Below are 17,856 nucleotides of genomic sequence, written 5' to 3' on the forward strand. Positions count from 1 at the left end.
ATGCTGTTAATCTAGAGTTTCTTTTTTTAATAAAATCTATTCAGCCTTTTCTCCTTTAGCTTGATGATTCATGCTATTTTTTGAACAAATATAAAAATCCAAGAGTGCATGGATGTTCTCAAATACGGTCAAGCTTAGCCTTTTTCTCTGCCTGAGCATGTGCTTAGGCATCGGCATTCTGCGTTTTTCCTATACCGCATTGTTACCTGGTACACGTGAAGCCTTTGCCTGGAGCACGAGCTTTGCCAGTCTTTTGGGTAGTGCCAATCTGCTGGGCTATTTAATCGGTGCTTTTGCAGCGATGCGCTTGCCCCAAGACCGAAGCATGAGTACTTATATCCAGCTTGCTGCAATAGCTGGAATGGTTAGCCTATTCTGTTGCGCTTTTTCAGGGTTTTCTGAAATCTGGTATATCAGCTGGCGCGTGATTTCCGGTATTAGTGGTGGCCTGCTCATGATTTTGTCACCAAGTGTCGTGGCTCAGTGCTGTGATTTAAAAGACCGTTTTAAAATCAATTTTATTGGTTTTAGCGGGATTGGATTAGGGGTTTTATTAGCTACCCTGTTTTTGCCTTATCTTGACCAGATTTCCATACGTACGGCCTGGCTGATCTTATGTGGGTTTGCCCTGATGATTTGTATCTGCTTAAGCCTACTGATACCACAATTTAAACCCTATCTAGCTAAACAATCTGTTTCTCATCCTGCGCAAGCACCTTTAAATACAGTCTTTTATAGTTTACTGGCGGTTTATGCCTGTAGTGCATTTGCCTATATTCCGCATTCCCTGTTCTGGATTGACTATCTCAGCCATGAACTAGGATTAAGCTTGTTCTGGATTAACTTTAACTGGATTCTATATGGATTGGGCAGTGCCTTAGGTGCTTTTTCTGCTTATGTTCTTGCAAGAAAATTTGGCAATTTTACTGCCCTGAAGATTCTTTATAGTGTATATATTCTGGCGATTTTCATTGCGACTCTAAATGCTAATCCGTTTCTCACTTTCAGTTCTTCTTTTTTTACCGGAATGTTGAATCCCGCTGTGGTTTTCCTCACTTCTTATACCATTTTGCAGCTGTATGGACTGGCCTATAAAAAGCTTTGGAGCATTGCGACTCTATGTTTTGCTGCTGTTCAGCTGATTGGAGGATTGAGTTTTAGCTCCCTGCAATATCTAGGATTGAACTACCATCAACAGTTTATGCTGGCCGCTTTAGTTTTATTAGCCGGAACTTTGCAACTGTTCTGGAATACACGTTCTTCCAAATATAAGACGAATGAGCAACCGATTTCTGTTCAAGAAGAAAAGAATTAAATAAAGATTAAAATCGGTCAATGCCCCAAATCCCAGGGAATAAAACCACATCATTAAACGTGGTTTTATTCCATTTAATCTTTCTTCAAATCTTTAAGCGGGTTACCAAACTGTTTTAGATATTCAACACCCAATTGCCGTGAACCCTGATCATTAAGATGATTATCATCCTTAAAACGATACAAAGGCACATCATTCAGCATCGTTTTACATGCCTGCTGATCACAGATGACTTTGGTTGGATCAACGATTTTCAATTGCGGATATTTCAGTTTTGCTTCTGCCAAAATCTGATTGAATTGCTTTAAATGTGCTTCATAACTTTTTCGAGAAACTGTACATGAAGCGTCTCGATGAAAAATCTCTTTACGAATATTACAATCAGATGGAATCCCTTCCCAGTCTAGATGTGGTACATCATTAATTAGCACCACCTGATCACTAGATTGATGGGCAATTTCTAAGGCTTTTATCAAACCTGCTTTAAATATCTCTTCCTCAGTATGATGGACACTATCTTTAAGTTTTACATCATCGTCAAAATACTGCGCATAAGATCCCGCCAGAATAATCATTGGATAATGGGTTTCTTTAAGATGTGCAGTAATAGCATCATTACGTTTTTGGAATTTGGTCAGTTCTTTCCATTGATTCAGCTTTAACTCAAATCGCTGCACACCTGGCAGATAAAAAGTTGAACTTTGCGTTGCATCATAACCACGTAAATCAGCATCCTTTGCCCATTCATCTAGCATTGCAGTATAGGCATTAGCATGCGAATCGCCAATCAACAAGAAATCAATATCTTCTTTAGATTGCCCTAAGACACAATCTTGAGCACTGGGCAAAACATTTGGATCCGCGGTATCCATACAGTTACTGCGAATCACATGAGCATAGGTATGTAATGCTTCCTGTTTTGCATATACAGACTGCGGAAAACGCTCCGGGAAACCTTCATGTGTTTTGATGGTTTGGGCGATCGCAATAAAACTGGCTGCAGGTAACAGAAATCCAAGAATAATCACTTTATAATTTGCAGCCATCACAAAGCGTTTCAGTGGTGTTTCAGCCAGTTTATAAGTCAGAAATGCACATATAAATGATAGAAAAACAATAATAATCTGATTTTCCAGATTCAATGGCAGCATATAAATGCCAAAGAACACGATGATTGGCCAGTGCCATAAATACAGAGGATATGAAATTTTGCCAATCCATGTACTAAGACGATTACTTAGCAATAAATTACTTGAAGCTATGGATTGTCCCAGATAAATAATCAGTGCTGTTGCAAGACACGGGATCAATGCCATCAGTCCTGGGAATGGGGTTTGCTGATCAAAATAAATTGCAGTTGCAAATAGAACACTTACCCCAGCCCAGACCAATCCCTGTAATAGTTTTTTTGGCAGATTTGGTTTTGGCAAGCAGCTAATCAATGCACCAATCAACAACTCAAATGCCCGTACCGGCATACTATAATAAGCTTTGGCCGGGTTTTGAGTCAGTTGCTGCTGGGCATATAGAACCAAAGCGACAATGAATACACTGATGACGAGCCAAAGATATTTACGCGAGGTTTTACTCAAAAATAGCCATAGCAAGAGCGGCCAGAAAATATAAAATTGCTCTTCTACGCCCAATGACCATAAATGCAACAAAGGCACATTTTCTACATTCGGACTGAAATAATCTCCTACCTCATTCCGCATATACAGATTGGCAATAAGTACAGTCGCATACATGACACTTTTGAAATATTCTGTCAGTTCACCCGGCAACATCACCTGCCAAGCAATCAGACTGACAATTGCCAGTACAGTAAAATATGCAGGTGCCAGACGGATCACCCGTTTCTTATAAAACCGTGCAATTGAAAATTGCTGCAACTCAATATCGCGCGTCAGAATGGTCGTGATGAGATAGCCGGAAATGACAAAGAAAATATCAACACCAATATAGCCGCCAGAAAATAATGACCAGCCCAGGTGATTGAAAATAACCAATGATACTGCAATAGCTCTCAGGCCATCGATATCTGGTCGATAAGCAAAACTCATAAAAACAGGAAAAGCGGGAGATACGCTATTTTATGCTTTTCATTCTTTAGATGGCGATCTTTTACATTTTTTTTACATTCACCTGCACTTATTCCAATTCTTCTACCTTTAAATAAGGATAAGGATTGGTTGCACCTTCCCCACTGAGATAAATCCCATAATGCAAATGTGGTGGTGTATTTTTCGCATTACCGGTATTACCGACATAGGCAATGATTTCACCTGCTTCTACCCAGTCTCCTTCCTGAATATGTTCAGCATAATCCTCCAGATGTGCATAATAATGTTGGCTTAAATTCGGACCAGTAATCCAGATAACTTTACCTCCTAAATTATTGGTTCCAATCTTGCGGACGATCCCTTGGGTCGCACTGACTACCGGTGTACCTCGTTGAGCAAAAATATCGGTTCCTTCGTGTTTACGTCCCTCACTGCGCGCTCCACCCCAAGTATCCTGAATCTGGCGAGGTTTTACTCCTTGTACAGGAATTTCTACCGGTCTCATCAGCTCAGATTTTTTTAATTGCCAGTACAGATACGGGCTTTTCCAGCCCGCTGGCTCACCTGATGGCGGTGGCTGACAGGCAGTAAGTAATATGCTTAAGGAAAATATTAAAAGCAGGATTTTGGGAATTTTCACAATAGCTCGCATTGCCGTTTAATGAGTGGTTCGTTTTATCTTAAGGAATACAGAAAAATTTAAAGTCAAAATCCTGTTATTTTTAGTGATGTTTTTTCCAGATTATTTGTCGGAAACAGTCTTAAAAATAACAAAACCCTCAGCTGAGGGTTTTGTTGAATCAAGTCTAAATTTTATTTACGCTTTTTCGCACGAGATGGTTTAGAGGGTTGCTGCTGTTGCTGTTGTTGCTCTTCATTTTGAGCACTGTCCTTTTTATCCTTTTGCTGAACCTGCTTGTGTTTTGCTCTTGATTTAGCCATAGAATAAACTCCTTTGGAGAACTGTCTCTATCACTGGAAGTTGCATTAATCACTCTAACCTTTATATAAAATAAGCCAATCGCTGAGCTGTATCCAAATACGTCAATGTAAAAGCATCTTTAGTTAAGTCATTCAATTCTGATTAGATCTTTATTCGAGGTATTTACATCGCTTACATAGCGTTGCATGTTGATACCTGTTTTAACTCTGAATATAAATATGGTTTTCTGAATAAAACCCTTCAAAAATCTAACAATAGATGTGGATCCAACGTGATGATCCAAATTTAGCATTGATGTATCAACGTTCACAAAGTTTCCAGTTCAGAATCGAACTAACGCAGTAATAGTATATTTAGTACGAGAGGCTATAAAATGTATGCCACAGTTTTCGCAGTCAAGGAATAACTGGATGATAAGGTAGATTGAATATTAGATCTGTATTCAGAGTCATCTTGTCACCATTTTGAAGTTTAACAATTTATTAATTTTGATTGTGCTACTACTTGCATAGAATCTGCTAAGGTTCAAATATTCTTAGCTCTATAATATTTTTATTGTTCCTATTTGAACTATTTTTTAATCCACATTATTTTATTCAATAAATGGTAATATTTTCTTTAAAGGAATTAAATTTTAAGGTTATAAAATTTATATCTTCCAAGTTATAAATTTAAGAACATTTAATGTTTTCAATTTCTAAAACATTTCTTTAATTAATTCTACAAAATAATTCATAAGATAATTGTTCTTACATAAGGTGAAAGGGTTTTCACGCTAAGCCCGAATATCTTACATAAGCAGACACCGCCCATACATGCCCAGAGAGTTTTATCCCCTACACTGAAATCAAGTTTTAGAAAATTAGAGGATTTCATATGAAACAGTTTTCGAAAATTCTAATACTCATTATGATAGGCCTTTATGGTACTTCTACTATTGCAGCAGATGCTATTCCTTTGGAAGCTAAAGCCGCCGCAGAAGCACAAAAAGCTGCACTAGAATATTCTGAAAATCAGAAGAGTGACTCAGACTAAAAACAAAATAAAGCCCACGAAGGGCTTTATTTACATACGGGAATCATTAGAAAAAAGTTATTTTAATAACTCAATGATTGTCCTACTCCATAAACCATCAAGGTAATAAGGAATACGACCAATGCGGAGACAGCTAATTCTGCTTTAGTCATGTGTTTTACCCTCATGGAGAGTTGTATATTATTTATACACTACATAAGCATAAAACCAAATAACAAAATATTACATAATCTTGAATATTTAAACTAAAGTAAAACACAATATAAGAGAGTAAAACTATAAATTAAACCTTAATTATCAATCAATATATTTTTAATTATCAATTACTTAAAAAATTTTATTTAAAAAATTAATAGATTATTTCTTTGAAATCATAAAATAATCTTTGTTTATAAAAAATTTTTCTATGTAATATATTGCCATTCCAAAATTTAAGCTTCTGAACTTAATGTCTTTTTAAGTCATTTCATAGGTTTTAATTTACTATTTCATAATTTATTTTCCTTATTTGATATCAAATTGAAACTAAACATCAGATCTATATTTTTAAATAATCAACGACTGCTAATTTATTTTCAATAAAATTCTCTTTTTCCGTAAAGATATTTTTTATTATTTTTAAAACCTCAATATATAAATTTAAAGATCCTAAATAGAAGGATCTTTAAATTTTAAATTACTACATAGATTTGAGTACTTCTAACTCAAAATCAAGCTCCATCATCTTTTCCAGATTTGGTACAATCGCATTCACCCAAATGCCACTATTCCAGACTTTCAGAATTCCATTTTCTTCCTTATAGAATGCACCGTCCTGAGCTGATATATGATGAATAACCTGGGTTCCTTCTGGTATATTTCTCATACAAACCTCCACACATTTGGTTTATTTTTTAATTTAGCAGAAGATTTGAATTTTTCGTTTACATTGCTTTATAGAGTTGTATTAATTGACTATTTAATAGATTAATCATGTAACTTTCATTTTGATATAAATTTTCTTACTCATCTTATCTAAAAATATTTAAATGATAAAAATAAAAAATCCCAACAGGATATGTTGAGATTCTCTATTTATAATTAGCTTAAGCTAACGGTAAATATGAATAATGCTCAGGCTATAAAATCTCGTAAAATGTGTTGATTTATCACTTCATCAAAACTTAGATTTGAAAGATTTTGCTTGTTATGTTTGATGCTTTTATAACAATAACTCGCTGCAATACCCATACTAATTAAAGTCAACAATTTCATTGTTCACCTCAAAATTAAAAATATTAGAAACTGTGAAATTAAAATATCAGCTTGCTTTGTAGTGGTCTAAGCCAGTTTGGAAAGCTTTTGTATGGTATGTAAATCCGTTAAGACCATTTCAGCTCTATAAAAATCATTGTCAATTTTTTGCTTAGCCTTGAATTGTCTGATCTTCCCTTAACTGACTCGACAAGTTCAGTAGAAAATGAAGATCATTGAGGATTAACATTCTTAAACGGAAGATCATATTTGAATACAAAAAGTACATCATTTTAAAGCGGCATGGTCGCAATCAGATTAGATACAAAACATAAATTCAAGGAAGATAAATCAGAATCTGCTATGATAGCTTCCACTTAGTGGACTCTTTTATGTCTTCCCTTATCTCCTACTTATAAGTAAAGGAGTATCACAATGGGCAACATGACTGCCACACCAGAATTATTTTATATATTTTAGTAGGTTAAAGTGAAAATTGTCATTCTTAACAAGCCTTATGACGTCCTCTCCCAATTTCGTCCAGATGAAAAACATCAGACTATGGCGGATTTCGTAGACGATCCGGATCTGCGTATTGCCGGTCGTCTGGATATGGATTCTGAAGGTTTGATGTTCCTGACCGATCATGGTGGTTTAAACCAATATATTACCAATCCAGCCAGCAAAAAATTCAAAACTTATCTGGTTCAGGTCGATGGGGATATAACCGAAGAAGCTCTAGAACAGCTTCGTAGGGGTGTTGAACTGAATGACGGTATTACGCTGCCAGCTAAAGCAATTAAAGTCATTGAACCGGAATGGTTATGGGAGCGCAATCCTCCTGTACGTTTCCGTGCTTCTGTTCCAACTTCATGGGTCGAAATTTCAATCTGTGAAGGCCGTAACCGTCAGGTACGTCGTATGACTGCAGCCGTTGGTTTTCCTACCTTACGTTTGATCCGTACCAAAATCGGTTCAATTGATCTGGTTCAATTAGGTTTACAGCCAGGTGAAACTAAAGAAATTGAACCCCTACTTTATCCAGACTTTAAAGATGTGCCTGCACAGGAACCGTATCGTTCGCGTTCTTATGTGAAGAAACCGGGTGGCACCGGTGGTAAACCGATTAACAAGAAAGTAACGAAAGACGGCACCAAGAAAAAAACCGGTACACCACGTATCTGGCAAATGGAAGAAGGTGAAAAACCACGTCGCAAGACCAATGGTACCACCCGTCCAAATACCAAGAGTCGTGGCCGTCGTACACGTTAAGCCACTGCTTAGATCGGGAAGATCAAACTAAAGACCACCCCTTGAGAATGGTTATTCACCTGAACTTCCCCCTGATGCAACTGCATAATGGACTGCACAATCGCCAAGCCCAAACCACCCGTTTGGGCTTTTTGATGCCGGCTGCTATCAACTTGATAAAAGCGTTCAAACAGATGGGCTAAATGCTGCTCGGGGATCTGTACACCTGCTGTCAGCACATCAATCCGACAGCTATTTTCTGTAGTCATCGCCGTGATTCTGATCTCGCCATTTTCCTTTCCATACTGCACTGCGTTGCTGAGTAAATTGGCAAGCGCACGTTGCAGATGTTCCGGATGCGCAGCTATATTCAGTTGAGCCGGAATATCCGTATAAATAGATATATTTTTTTCTTCTGCCAGAAACTCAAAATATGCCAGCAAATCTTCTATGATCTGGCTCAGTTCTAGTGTCTGTTTTTCTATCTGATAGTGGCCATGTTCCACCCGGGCGATAAATAGCATATTTTCAATCATCTGGGTCAGACGTTCATACTCTTCCAGATGGGAATACAGCAAATTTTCTAATTCATCGCGACTACGTGACTTCGACAAGGCAATCTGGGTTTGCCCCATCAAGTTATTCAGGGGCGTTCGTAATTCATGGGAAATATCTTCAGAAAATCGGGCCAACTGTTCATAGCCTTGCTGTATTCGGTCCAGCATGGCATTCATAGCCTCTGTTAGTTGCTGCACCTCAATAGTTCGGGATGGCAACTCGATACGCTGATCCAGCTGCTGCACATTAATTTGCTGAGTGGCGTAAATTAATTGGCGCATGGATCGCAGTAGATAGTGTCCCATCAGCCAGGCTAACAAAGTAGATAAAATAATACCAAGCAGAGTGTAGATCACTAATTTTATCAGGTAATGTTTTAAAACCTGTTGCCCTGCTGCGAGCTGCTTACCGGCAATCAGTTGATAAGACTGTCCATTAAAGTCCACTTGCTTAAATGCCAAACGGGTCGTGGGTTGTTCAAGCTTATTATTTTGATAATTCAGCCTGGTGTGATAATCCAATAGAGGAATAGTAATATTTAAAGGATTAATATCAATTAATGTATTCTGCGCGTTTTTAAGGATCAGTAAGTTGTCTTCCTGTCCAAGCATATTCTCATAAAGCTCTGGATGTTCGATCAGCACCTGAAAGCTTTGCTGATCAGCCAGAAATATTTCAATCCTGGAAATCCGCAAGGCCAAAGCTTCATCCTGCTGTTGTAGCACCATCTGCTGCATATTGTGATAGGACAATCCGCCGATGCTTAAAAAAACGATACAAGAAATGAGGCCAAAAGCGATGCCGAGACGTGTGCCCAAATGCATTTTCATGCTTGCACATCCATTTTATAGCCCATACCGCGTACAGTATGAATAAGTTTTGGACTAAAGTGATCATCAATTTTAGAACGTAATCGGCGTACAGCAACATCAACGACATTGGTATCAGTATTAAAATTAATATTCCAGACCAGTGAAGCAATTTGTGTCCGGGTTAACACTTCGGACTGGTGTTCCATCAGCAACTGCAAAAGTGCAAACTCTTTTTGGGTAAGCTCAATTTTTTGCTGGTCTCGAAATACTTCCCGGGTTAAACGATTCAGCTCTAAATTGGCCACCTGATACGTTTCGTGTTCAGTTTTTGGTACACGGCGCAGCAGGCTTTTGATTCTGGCCAAAAGTTCGATATAAGAGAAAGGCTTAGTTAAATAGTCATCTGCACCCAGTTCCAATCCTTTGACCCGGTCAAGCACATGATCTTTGGCAGTCAGCATAAGTACGGGCACTTTAGAAAAAGTACGCAAGGTTTTGAGGACTTGCCAGCCGTCTAGGTCGGGCAGCATCACATCCAGCAATACCAGATCAATCTGTTGCTGTTCCAGCACCGATAAGGCATGCAGGCCATTACCCACTTGTGTAGTCTGGTAGCCGGATTCATTTAAGCCTGTAGCCAAGAAGCCGGCAATTTTGGTTTCATCTTCTACAATTAAAATATGCATGGGCTGAGTTTAATCAATTTCATACGGCGCAAAGATTACAAATTGGTAATCTGATTGTCATCCATGAGCTTCCATTCTTTGATTATGATCTTCTCAATTTCTATATGACTGAACATTATCATGAGAAGTAGATTAAATCAGAGAAAAATATTTTTATATCTAGCGAGTTTAGCAATGGTTAGCTTAAGCCATGCTGAATTAAAAACGGCCTATATTATGGACTTGAGTACAGCAAATCAGCTTACTGAGAACGTCATGCAAGCTTGTCAGAAAGCCAGCAAACCCGCTGCAGTCACAGTACTGGATCAAGGCGGCAATGTCTTGGCCAGTCAACGGCATGAATCTGTCGGAATTCACAATTTAACTGCATCACAGCGTAAAGCCTTTACTGCATACTCGACTAAGACCAGTACATTGGATTTCATGCGTCATGCACAAAAGAACCCGGATGCACAAAATTTAAATACCCTGGATGAATTGTTATTATTGGGCGGCGGGGTACCTGTGGTTTATAAAAACCAGCTCATTGGCGCTGTTGGCGTTGCAGGCTCTGGTGGCTCTGAACAGGATCATCAATGTGCCGCACAAGGCATTCAACATACTTTAAAACAACTTTAATTTTATCTATCTATTGAATAGGAACAGACCTATGAAAAAAATTATTTTTGGTGCTCTTCTAGCGGCGACAGCAAGCTTTTCTTTTGCACAGAATCCTTTAAGTGTGCATGTGCTGAATCAGGAAACTGGTCTGCCTTCCGCCAATGTCGCGGTGATTTTGGAAGCTCAGCAGGGTGACAAGTGGGTAAAACTGAATGAGTTAAAAACAGATGCCAATGGCCGTATTAAAGAGTTTTATCCTAAAGATATAGCTTTACAGAAAGGCATCTATAAAGTGACTTTTAAAACCGGTGACTGGTTTAAGGCCAACAATCAACGCACCTTCTTCCCTGAAGTACCTGTGGTATTTACGATTGACGGTGCTTTGGAGCATTATCATATTCCGTTATTACTGAGCTCTTATGGTTATTCTACCTATCGTGGCAACTAATTCTTAATCCCTAAAAGCATCATTTTCATGGCGCTTTATTTTGAAGCGTAAAACAGCTGCATTGCATCATTCATCTGGCTTTCGCTTGTTATTTATCTCCTGGAATGTTATTTATGATTCACATAATTAATATTTTTAAAACAAAGTGTATCTAAAAAAGGAGTTCTGCAATGGATCAGCAAGTGAACCAGATGTTTAATCAGGACCGATTAATTCAGTATCTCGGTGCACATCTAATTTCCTATAACCACAATCATGCGAAGATTGAACTTAAAGTGTCTGAACAACATTTACAGGGACATCAGACCTGTAACGGCGCTGTGATTTTTGCATTAGCTGATGCTGCATTTGCCATTGCCTGCAATACCGGCGAATACCCAGCAGTCGGCCAACATTGCGGGATTCATTATTTAAAACCAGCTTTGTTAGGTGATACCCTTACCGCCATAGCTGAACATAAGGCCAGTAGCGGTCGTAGTGGAATTTACGATATTCAGATCCTGAATCAGAAAGAGCAAATCGTGGCTGAGTTCCGTGGAACTTCACGACTGATCATTAAATAAATCATCTAAAAAACCCAATAAAAAAACCGCTGTCTTAACAGCGGTTTTTTTAATAGCAACATTCTGATTAAGCTTTCAACCATTTCTCGGCTTTAGCTTGATCTTCAACTTTTAACTCAACTTCAGTCAGTTCAGAACCACCATTTTGAACTTCAAAAGTCATCAGCTCATCACGACGGAATGCATGGACAGTATACGTACCTTCCTGTTTCGCATATTTCTCGACAAGTTTCGTCGTTGCTTTAAGGCCATCAATCGCCACAATTACATCATTCGCTGAAAGGCCCGCTTTCACCCCTGCTCCATCACGACGTGCAGACTGAACCAGCACACCTTCAGGCTTATCTGCAAGTTTCAAACCAAATGGTAATGACTTGTCATTTTTCAGTGTATAGCTCACGCCAAATTCAGGTAGTAACTGATCTAAAGGCAATTCATCTGTGGTATTGATCAGGTGATTAATCTGTTCTAACCAGTTATCACCAGTCAATTCCTGACACAATTCGAAAATAGTGCGTTCATTGACCTGAATGCCATTTTGCGTATTTTCATATAGCTTACGCATCAAAGCGTCCAGACTTGAGCCACGCAGACGTAAACCTAGATCCAGACAAAGTGCAACTAAACAGCCTTTATTGTAGTAGCTGGTACCGGCATTATTTGAGTTTTCATCCTGACGATAGAATTTTACCCAGGCATCAAAGCTAGACTCAGATACTGACTGAATAAAACGTCCCGGGTTTTGCAAATAACGGTCAATCTGCGCTTTGAGCAATGCAATATAAGATTCCTGATTAATCACGCCACTACGGAGCAGAATCAGGTCATCATAATACGACGTAAACCCTTCAAAGATCCAAAGCAAAGAGGTATAGCCTTCTTTATTTAGATCATAATTCACGAAGTTTTCTGGACGAATAAATTTCACTAACCATGAATGGAAATACTCATGACTACATAGGCCAAGGAAACGCTGATAATCTTTCGATGGCTCTTCAGGCTCATCTACTTTAGGGAAATCATCACGCGGTGTAATCAGACTGGTTGAGTTTGGATGCTCCAAACCGCCATAGCTGTTCCCGGTGGCTATGGTCATAAAGGTATAATCATTGAATGGCGCAGAACCGAACATGGAAATTTCTGTCGCACAGATTTTTTCAATGTCCTGCTTCATACGCTGTTCATTCATCGCATGCTTGCCTGACACCACAAACTCATGCGGAATGCCATTGGCTTCAAAGCTGAAACGGGTCTGCTCTGCCAGTTCAAACGGCGCATCAATCAGTTCAGCATAGTTTTTAGCTTTTAAGGTATAACGACCTTTCACCAGACTTTTAGCCTGCATACCTGTCGCAAGCTGGAAATGTTTTAGCTCATCCGGCAGGAATACTTCTACTTCAATTTCTTTATGTTCCTGACCTTCCAGCCCTAAACATGCACAAGCCGGGTTCACATAAAGACGGTTTTGATCCACATATGCACCACGAACAGACAGGTCATACGCATAGACATCATATTCCACCGTAATCAGTTCATGATCCGTATTGAATAAACGCCATTTATTCTTTTCAAACTTCTGGATTTGTAGCTGGCGTCCATCCTCATCATAAGCCTTGACTGCTTCAATATGCTTGGAGAACTCGCGAATCAGGTAACTACCCGGAATCCAGGTCGGTAAAGAAAGGACTTGTGTTGGGTCTGCTAAAAAGCGAAGAGTTACGTGAATAAGGTGCTGACGATAATCGTCAAATTCGATTTGATAATGCAACATAATGGGCGATATAAAATACAAATAAATGAGTTATAGCTTAGCTTAGCATTTTTTAGGCCAGTATTGCTTAGCTGTCGCATTTGTCTACATTTCTGACTAGCTATCCTTAAAAAAAAGGCATAGCATGCGTGAAAATTAAATCGTTCATCGACCGGTTGGTTATTAAGGAACACCTTTGAAATACATCATCTCACTGCTTGCAGTTCTCAGCCTGTTTGTGCCTGCAATTTCATATGCTGCCCTTCTGAATATTTTGCCTGAAAGCGTTGAAGCAGAAGCCTGGACCATTCTTGACTCACAGTCAGGCCAAGTCATTGCCGAACACAATGCCGACGTTCAACGTGCTCCAGCTTCCCTCACCAAAATGATGGTCGCTTATATTGCATTGAAAGAAATTCAGGCGGGTAAATTAGATAAAAGTGAAGTATTAACTGCAACACCGATTGTGAAAACAGTGATGTGGGATGAGTCACAAATGTACCTGAAAGAAGGTGAGCAGATTTCGATTGATCAACTTCTGGCAGGTCTGATTATCATGTCGGCGAATGATGCTGCTGTGACATTGGCAGAAAAAATTTCAGGTGATATTCCGAGCTTTGTCGAGCGAATGAATCGGGAAGCAAAAGCTTTAGGTATGGTTCATACCCATTTCCAGAATCCGGCCGGTATTACCATGCCTGAGCACTATTCTACTGCAGCGGATCTGGCGCGTTTGTCGGCAGCTGTAGTCAATCAGACTCCGGACTATCTGTATTATTCCAAACAGCCAAGTTTTAGCTATAACAACCATTTCCACCGTGCCACTAACCGTGTGTTGCAAGTGGACTCAAGCGTCGATGGTTTAAAAACTGGCTTTACTCGTGCAGCCGGCTATAACCTGGCGCTCACCGCCAATCGTCCAACTTATGATATGGAACTGCCCCACCGTCGTTTGATCGTGGTAGTTCTAGGTACCAAAAGTGCTGCCAAACGCGCTGAAGTGTCGCATAAGTTGATGAATCTGGCGTATACCTATACCCGTAATGAAGTCGCCATTAAAGACAAACAGCTACTCGCTGAATTACCGGTGATCAAATCGACTTTGAAAATGTTTAAGGTTCAGACTAAACAGCCGCAGATTATTACGACATCTTTATATGATCAGAATTATGCCATTGACCTGAACCAGTTCGATCAAAACCATCAACGGGTAATGTTGAATACAGGTGATGGTGTAATGCAAAGCATTGAACCGCTCCATGAAACCCAGACCCATATTAATGTAGAAATGACTGCTTCTGAGTTGATTGCACCTATGGCCAAAGTGATGCCATTAGCGACGATTCATGTGTATCAGAATAATCAGCTTATTCGTACCATCCAGATTGAAGATATGGTGGAACTTGAAGAAGCCGGTTTCTTCCAGAAATTCCTGAGCTGGTTATCTAGCTTCTTTGGCATCTTTGCAGAAAATGCACCAAGTGCCAAACTCTATCCAATCCAGAAATAAACGCTGAATACAGTTAGAAGGCCCTCATTTGTCTTCTAACTCCCACCATAGATTTCTTCTCTTCTCTCGTCGATTTTACCTCTTCTGCCATAATTGCTACGTTTTGTAATTTGTATAACAATTCTAATCAAGACGGCCTGCTGCCCATGCCATAGTATATTTGGTCTAAATTTCTCTTATTTTTATTAGAAAAATAAATAGGTTAATAATATATGACAGCACATCGAATCGTAATTGTAGGTGGTGGCGCAGGTGGATTGGAGCTAGCTACTCAACTGGGCGAAACCTTAGGCAAAAGTGGCCAAGCGCATATCACGTTGGTAGATCAGAAACTGACACATATCTGGAAACCCTTATTGCATGAAATTGCTGCAGGTACGCTTAATCCGCATGCAGAAGAAACCAATTATTTTAGTCATGCTGCAGCTCATCATTATCACTTTGTGCTGGGAACATTTGTTGATCTGGATCGTAAGGCTAAAGAAATTGTTCTGGAAACAGATTACTTTTCTAAAAAAGCTCAGCCTAAACAGAAGAAACACATCAGCTATGACACGCTGGTGCTGGCATTAGGTTCCACTTCCAATGATTTTAATACGGAAGGTGTTGCCCAATACTGTCATTTTCTCGACAGCCGCCAGCAGGCCGATGTCTTTCAGCAGGATCTGCTACATCTTTATCTCAATGCTCAAAATCAGACCTCTTCGCGTGAGCTTAAAATTGCCATTATTGGAGCCGGTGCAACTGGTGTAGAACTGGCTGCCGAGCTGGTGATCGCCAAACAAAACTTTTTTAAATATGGTCTGAACAAGATCGATCCAAATAAAGTCAAAATCACTTTGATTGAAGCCGCTGACCGAATCTTACCTGCACTGTCTGAGAAAATGGCTGAACACACCATGGAGCAACTCGATCGTCTAGGTATTGAGGTATTAACCAGTCATAGGGTCGCTAAAGTCGATGAAGACCAGATTTATTTTGCAGATGGTTCAAGCCTCGAAGCAGAAATTAAAGTCTGGGCTGCTGGAATTAAAGCACCTGAAGTTCTGGCAAAACTTAAAGAGCTGGAAAAAGACAACATTAATCGCCTAAAAGTTTATGCAACTCTGCAAACTCTGTCAGACCCGGATATTTTCGTTTTTGGTGATTGTGCTCACTGTCAGCCTGAAGCAGATCAACCGGTTTTAGGCCCCCGTGCACAGGTCGCCAGCCAGCAGGCCGCTTTTCTGGTCAGAGCCTTAAAAGCACGCATTAATGGCGAAAGTTATTTACCGATGTTCAAGTTTTCTGACAAAGGTTCATTAGTGTCTTTAAGTCAAAACAGCGCTGTCGGTGAATTATTGGGTCAGGTCAATGTTCAAGGCTTTGTCGCGAAATCCATGTATGTATCCCTGTACCGGATTCATCAGGCCACTATTCATGGCTATACCCATGCTGGCCTGTTAACTGCCAAAGACTTTGTTACACGAAAAATTGCACCCAAGCTGAAATTGCATTGAAATTGTAAATATTGTCCTCATATATGAAAAAATCGTCATTAAACATGTCAAATTGCATTTTTTTGCTATTTTTAGTCTACAAAAATACAATTTCACTTTATGATGTACCCTTAAAAAATTGAATGGATCAATTAATATGACTGCTATTGCAAATAACCTCGTGGTTTCTTTCCACTACACATTGACTAACGCAGAGGGTGAAACTCTCGACAAATCTCAAGGTGAACCACTTGCCTATTTGCACGGTGCAGGTAACATCATCCCTGGTTTAGAAAAAGCTTTAGAAGGCAAAACTGTTGGTGAAAAATTCACTGTAAATGTTCCTGCTGCTGAAGGCTATGGCGAATATAACCCAGAGCTAGTGCAAGAAGTGCCTAAACAAATGTTCCAAGGCGTAGACAACATCCAAGCAGGCATGCAATTCCAAGCACAAACTGATGACGGCGTTCAAATCGTAACTGTTAAAGCAGTTGAAGGTGACAATGTTGTTGTTGATGCTAACTTCCCGCTTGCTGGTCAAGATTTAACTTTCGAAGTTGAAATCGTGTCTATCCGTGAACCTTCTCAAGAAGAACTTGATCACGGTCACGTACACGGTGCAGGTGGTCACCACCACTAAGACTTCCCAGTCTTTAGCACAAAAAGGCAAAGTGAAAACTTTGCCTTTTTTATTGCCTTAAGATTTTAAATATAAAAAAAGCAGGACTACTGCCCTGCTTTTCATCATTAAAATCACGAATCACTCAAATTACACAATCATTAACGTTTGTTATAGATCTGCATTGCTGCTGGCAGATTTTGACGCATTGCTGCAATACGTTGACTGTTCGATGGGTGAGTAGACAGGAAAGTCGCGCCAGTGCTACCACCTTCAAGCTTGTTCATTTTTTCCCAAAGGGTAATCGCTGCGTTTGGATTATAGCCAGCGCGCGCCATGAGAGTTAAACCACCTTGGTCCGCACGACTTTCCAGGTTACGTGAGTAAGGCAAACCGATACCGATCTGGCTACCCAATTGTGCCACTGCAGCGCCACCTTGTCCTACGCCCGCTGCATTTAAACCAATACCCAATGCCAGGTCAGTCAGAGCTTGTGCACCAAGTTTCTGTTTCGCATGCTCTTCCAGGGCATGGACCATTTCATGACCCATAATGGCTGCGATCTCCGCATCGGTCAGATTCAGCTTGTTCACGATACCGGTATAGAACACCACTTTACCACCAGGTGCCACAAAAGCGTTGACCTGATCAGATTTCAGTACGGCCAACTGCCATTGGAATGCAGTGCCTGTCTGGTTCAGCTGGTTGGCATAAGGTTTTAAACGGTTAAAAACAGCATTAATACGACTATATGTCGCTGAACTGGTATCCAGTTGGCCTTTCGCTTTAGCGTCTGCCACCATGGCATTGTAGCTTTGGCTGGCTGAAGCATTTAAAGTCGCAGTATCTGCACCTGCAATATCGGCAATAGTTGTACAACCAGACAAAGTAATGGCTGCGGCTGCACCCATACCTAACAAGAATTTGTTTTTCATTATAGTGACTCCACCATAAGCAAAAGGTTAATTTACATTGTAAAAAATTATAAGTTA

At 39.7% G+C, this 17,856-nt stretch carries 17 protein-coding genes; 9 read left to right on the forward strand and 8 right to left on the reverse strand.

Annotated elements, in window-relative coordinates; genetic code table 11:
• Positions 1-112: 112 nt before the first annotated feature.
• Positions 113-1,315 (forward strand): YbfB/YjiJ family MFS transporter, encoded by a 1,203-nt coding sequence (locus G5T77_RS02670; RefSeq protein ID WP_166136109.1) that lies wholly within the window; start codon positions 113-115, stop codon positions 1,313-1,315.
• Between the two features lie 74 nt (positions 1,316-1,389).
• On the opposite strand, the gene G5T77_RS02675 is transcribed toward G5T77_RS02670, so the two are convergent.
• From G5T77_RS02675 to G5T77_RS17365, 3 genes are all read right to left on the reverse strand, one after another.
• Positions 1,390-3,378 carry an acyltransferase family protein gene (locus G5T77_RS02675; RefSeq protein WP_166136106.1) on the reverse strand — a complete coding sequence of 663 codons (1,989 nt, stop codon included), beginning with the start codon at positions 3,376-3,378 and terminating at the stop codon, positions 1,390-1,392.
• A gap of 88 nt (positions 3,379-3,466) precedes the next feature.
• Entirely contained in the window at positions 3,467-4,030 is a 564-nt protein-coding gene (locus tag G5T77_RS02680) for a M23 family metallopeptidase (protein WP_166136103.1), read from the reverse strand.
• Between the two features lie 161 nt (positions 4,031-4,191).
• The gene (locus G5T77_RS17365; RefSeq protein ID WP_004784138.1) at positions 4,192-4,320 is read right to left on the reverse strand and encodes a hypothetical protein; all 129 of its coding nucleotides are present in this window, start codon (positions 4,318-4,320) and stop codon (positions 4,192-4,194) included.
• 877 nt (positions 4,321-5,197) lie between these two features.
• On the opposite strand from G5T77_RS17365, the gene G5T77_RS02685 reads away from it, so the two are divergent.
• Entirely contained in the window at positions 5,198-5,356 is a 159-nt protein-coding gene (locus G5T77_RS02685) for a hypothetical protein (protein ID WP_166136100.1), read from the forward strand.
• A 679-nt stretch (positions 5,357-6,035) separates the two neighbouring features.
• Here G5T77_RS02685 and G5T77_RS02690 read toward each other — a convergent pair.
• Positions 6,036-6,221 carry a hypothetical protein gene (locus G5T77_RS02690; RefSeq protein ID WP_166136097.1) on the reverse strand — a complete coding sequence of 62 codons (186 nt, stop codon included), beginning with the start codon at positions 6,219-6,221 and terminating at the stop codon, positions 6,036-6,038.
• An 857-nt stretch (positions 6,222-7,078) separates the two neighbouring features.
• Between G5T77_RS02690 and G5T77_RS02695 the strand changes: the two genes are divergently transcribed.
• Positions 7,079-7,861: an rRNA large subunit pseudouridine synthase E gene (locus G5T77_RS02695; protein WP_166136094.1), complete on the forward strand. Its 783-nt coding sequence runs from the start codon at positions 7,079-7,081 to the stop codon at positions 7,859-7,861.
• A gap of 8 nt (positions 7,862-7,869) precedes the next feature.
• On the opposite strand, the gene G5T77_RS02700 is transcribed toward G5T77_RS02695, so the two are convergent.
• Complete coding sequence (locus tag G5T77_RS02700) at positions 7,870-9,228, reverse strand: heavy metal sensor histidine kinase (RefSeq protein WP_166136091.1); 1,359 nt, start codon at positions 9,226-9,228, stop codon at positions 7,870-7,872.
• Positions 9,225-9,896, reverse strand: coding sequence for a heavy metal response regulator transcription factor (locus G5T77_RS02705; RefSeq protein ID WP_166136088.1), 672 nt, complete (start codon positions 9,894-9,896; stop codon positions 9,225-9,227). Before G5T77_RS02705 ends, G5T77_RS02700 begins: the two co-directional genes overlap by 4 nt.
• 174 nt (positions 9,897-10,070) lie before the next feature.
• Between G5T77_RS02705 and G5T77_RS02710 the strand changes: the two genes are divergently transcribed.
• The 3 genes from G5T77_RS02710 (at position 10,071) to paaI (ending at position 11,507) form a co-directional block, all read left to right on the forward strand.
• Entirely contained in the window at positions 10,071-10,514 is a 444-nt protein-coding gene (locus tag G5T77_RS02710; protein ID WP_240904205.1) for a heme-binding protein, read from the forward strand.
• A 31-nt stretch (positions 10,515-10,545) separates the two neighbouring features.
• Complete coding sequence (uraH, locus tag G5T77_RS02715; protein WP_166136085.1) at positions 10,546-10,944, forward strand: hydroxyisourate hydrolase; 399 nt, start codon at positions 10,546-10,548, stop codon at positions 10,942-10,944.
• Between the two features lie 170 nt (positions 10,945-11,114).
• Positions 11,115-11,507, forward strand: a complete 393-nt coding sequence (gene paaI / locus G5T77_RS02720) for a hydroxyphenylacetyl-CoA thioesterase PaaI (protein WP_166136082.1) — start codon at positions 11,115-11,117, stop codon at positions 11,505-11,507.
• A gap of 67 nt (positions 11,508-11,574) precedes the next feature.
• Here the strand turns inward: paaI and G5T77_RS02725 are convergent, their stop codons facing one another.
• A complete protein-coding gene (locus G5T77_RS02725; RefSeq protein WP_166136079.1) occupies positions 11,575-13,278 on the reverse strand; it encodes a M61 family metallopeptidase in 1,704 nt (567 codons plus the stop codon).
• Between the two features lie 175 nt (positions 13,279-13,453).
• On the opposite strand from G5T77_RS02725, the gene G5T77_RS02730 reads away from it, so the two are divergent.
• From G5T77_RS02730 to slyD, 3 genes are all read left to right on the forward strand, one after another.
• Positions 13,454-14,767 (forward strand): D-alanyl-D-alanine carboxypeptidase PBP6B, encoded by a 1,314-nt coding sequence (locus G5T77_RS02730; protein ID WP_166136076.1) that lies wholly within the window; start codon positions 13,454-13,456, stop codon positions 14,765-14,767.
• Positions 14,768-14,979: 212 nt separating this feature from the next.
• Positions 14,980-16,266, forward strand: a complete 1,287-nt coding sequence (locus G5T77_RS02735; protein ID WP_166136073.1) for an NAD(P)/FAD-dependent oxidoreductase — start codon at positions 14,980-14,982, stop codon at positions 16,264-16,266.
• A 136-nt stretch (positions 16,267-16,402) separates the two neighbouring features.
• Positions 16,403-16,885: a peptidylprolyl isomerase gene (slyD, locus tag G5T77_RS02740; protein ID WP_004784172.1), complete on the forward strand. Its 483-nt coding sequence runs from the start codon at positions 16,403-16,405 to the stop codon at positions 16,883-16,885.
• Between the two features lie 140 nt (positions 16,886-17,025).
• Here the strand turns inward: slyD and G5T77_RS02745 are convergent, their stop codons facing one another.
• Entirely contained in the window at positions 17,026-17,799 is a 774-nt protein-coding gene (locus G5T77_RS02745; RefSeq protein WP_125279059.1) for a M48 family metallopeptidase, read from the reverse strand.
• Between the last annotated feature and the right edge of the window lie 57 nt (positions 17,800-17,856).

It is taken from the genome of Acinetobacter sp. GFQ9D191M, from assembly GCF_011174875.1.
Lineage (GTDB): Bacteria > Pseudomonadota > Gammaproteobacteria > Pseudomonadales > Moraxellaceae > Acinetobacter.

What these genes read in the sequence shown, in the direction of transcription:
- G5T77_RS02670 (WP_166136109.1), top strand. Translation starts at nt 113, where the DNA reads ATGTTCTCAAATACGGTCAAGCTTAGCCTTTTTCTCTGCCTGAGCATG.
- G5T77_RS02675 (WP_166136106.1), bottom strand. Translation starts at nt 3,378, where the DNA reads ATGAGTTTTGCTTATCGACCAGATATCGATGGCCTGAGAGCTATTGCA.
- G5T77_RS02680 (WP_166136103.1), bottom strand. Translation starts at nt 4,030, where the DNA reads ATGCGAGCTATTGTGAAAATTCCCAAAATCCTGCTTTTAATATTTTCC.
- G5T77_RS17365 (WP_004784138.1), bottom strand. Translation starts at nt 4,320, where the DNA reads ATGGCTAAATCAAGAGCAAAACACAAGCAGGTTCAGCAAAAGGATAAA.
- G5T77_RS02685 (WP_166136100.1), top strand. Translation starts at nt 5,198, where the DNA reads ATGAAACAGTTTTCGAAAATTCTAATACTCATTATGATAGGCCTTTAT.
- G5T77_RS02690 (WP_166136097.1), bottom strand. Translation starts at nt 6,221, where the DNA reads ATGAGAAATATACCAGAAGGAACCCAGGTTATTCATCATATATCAGCT.
- G5T77_RS02700 (WP_166136091.1), bottom strand. Translation starts at nt 9,228, where the DNA reads ATGAAAATGCATTTGGGCACACGTCTCGGCATCGCTTTTGGCCTCATT.
- G5T77_RS02705 (WP_166136088.1), bottom strand. Translation starts at nt 9,896, where the DNA reads ATGCATATTTTAATTGTAGAAGATGAAACCAAAATTGCCGGCTTCTTG.
- G5T77_RS02710 (WP_240904205.1), top strand. Translation starts at nt 10,071, where the DNA reads ATGGTTAGCTTAAGCCATGCTGAATTAAAAACGGCCTATATTATGGAC.
- uraH (WP_166136085.1), top strand. Translation starts at nt 10,546, where the DNA reads ATGAAAAAAATTATTTTTGGTGCTCTTCTAGCGGCGACAGCAAGCTTT.
- paaI (WP_166136082.1), top strand. Translation starts at nt 11,115, where the DNA reads ATGGATCAGCAAGTGAACCAGATGTTTAATCAGGACCGATTAATTCAG.
- G5T77_RS02725 (WP_166136079.1), bottom strand. Translation starts at nt 13,278, where the DNA reads ATGTTGCATTATCAAATCGAATTTGACGATTATCGTCAGCACCTTATT.
- G5T77_RS02735 (WP_166136073.1), top strand. Translation starts at nt 14,980, where the DNA reads ATGACAGCACATCGAATCGTAATTGTAGGTGGTGGCGCAGGTGGATTG.
- slyD (WP_004784172.1), top strand. Translation starts at nt 16,403, where the DNA reads ATGACTGCTATTGCAAATAACCTCGTGGTTTCTTTCCACTACACATTG.
- G5T77_RS02745 (WP_125279059.1), bottom strand. Translation starts at nt 17,799, where the DNA reads ATGAAAAACAAATTCTTGTTAGGTATGGGTGCAGCCGCAGCCATTACT.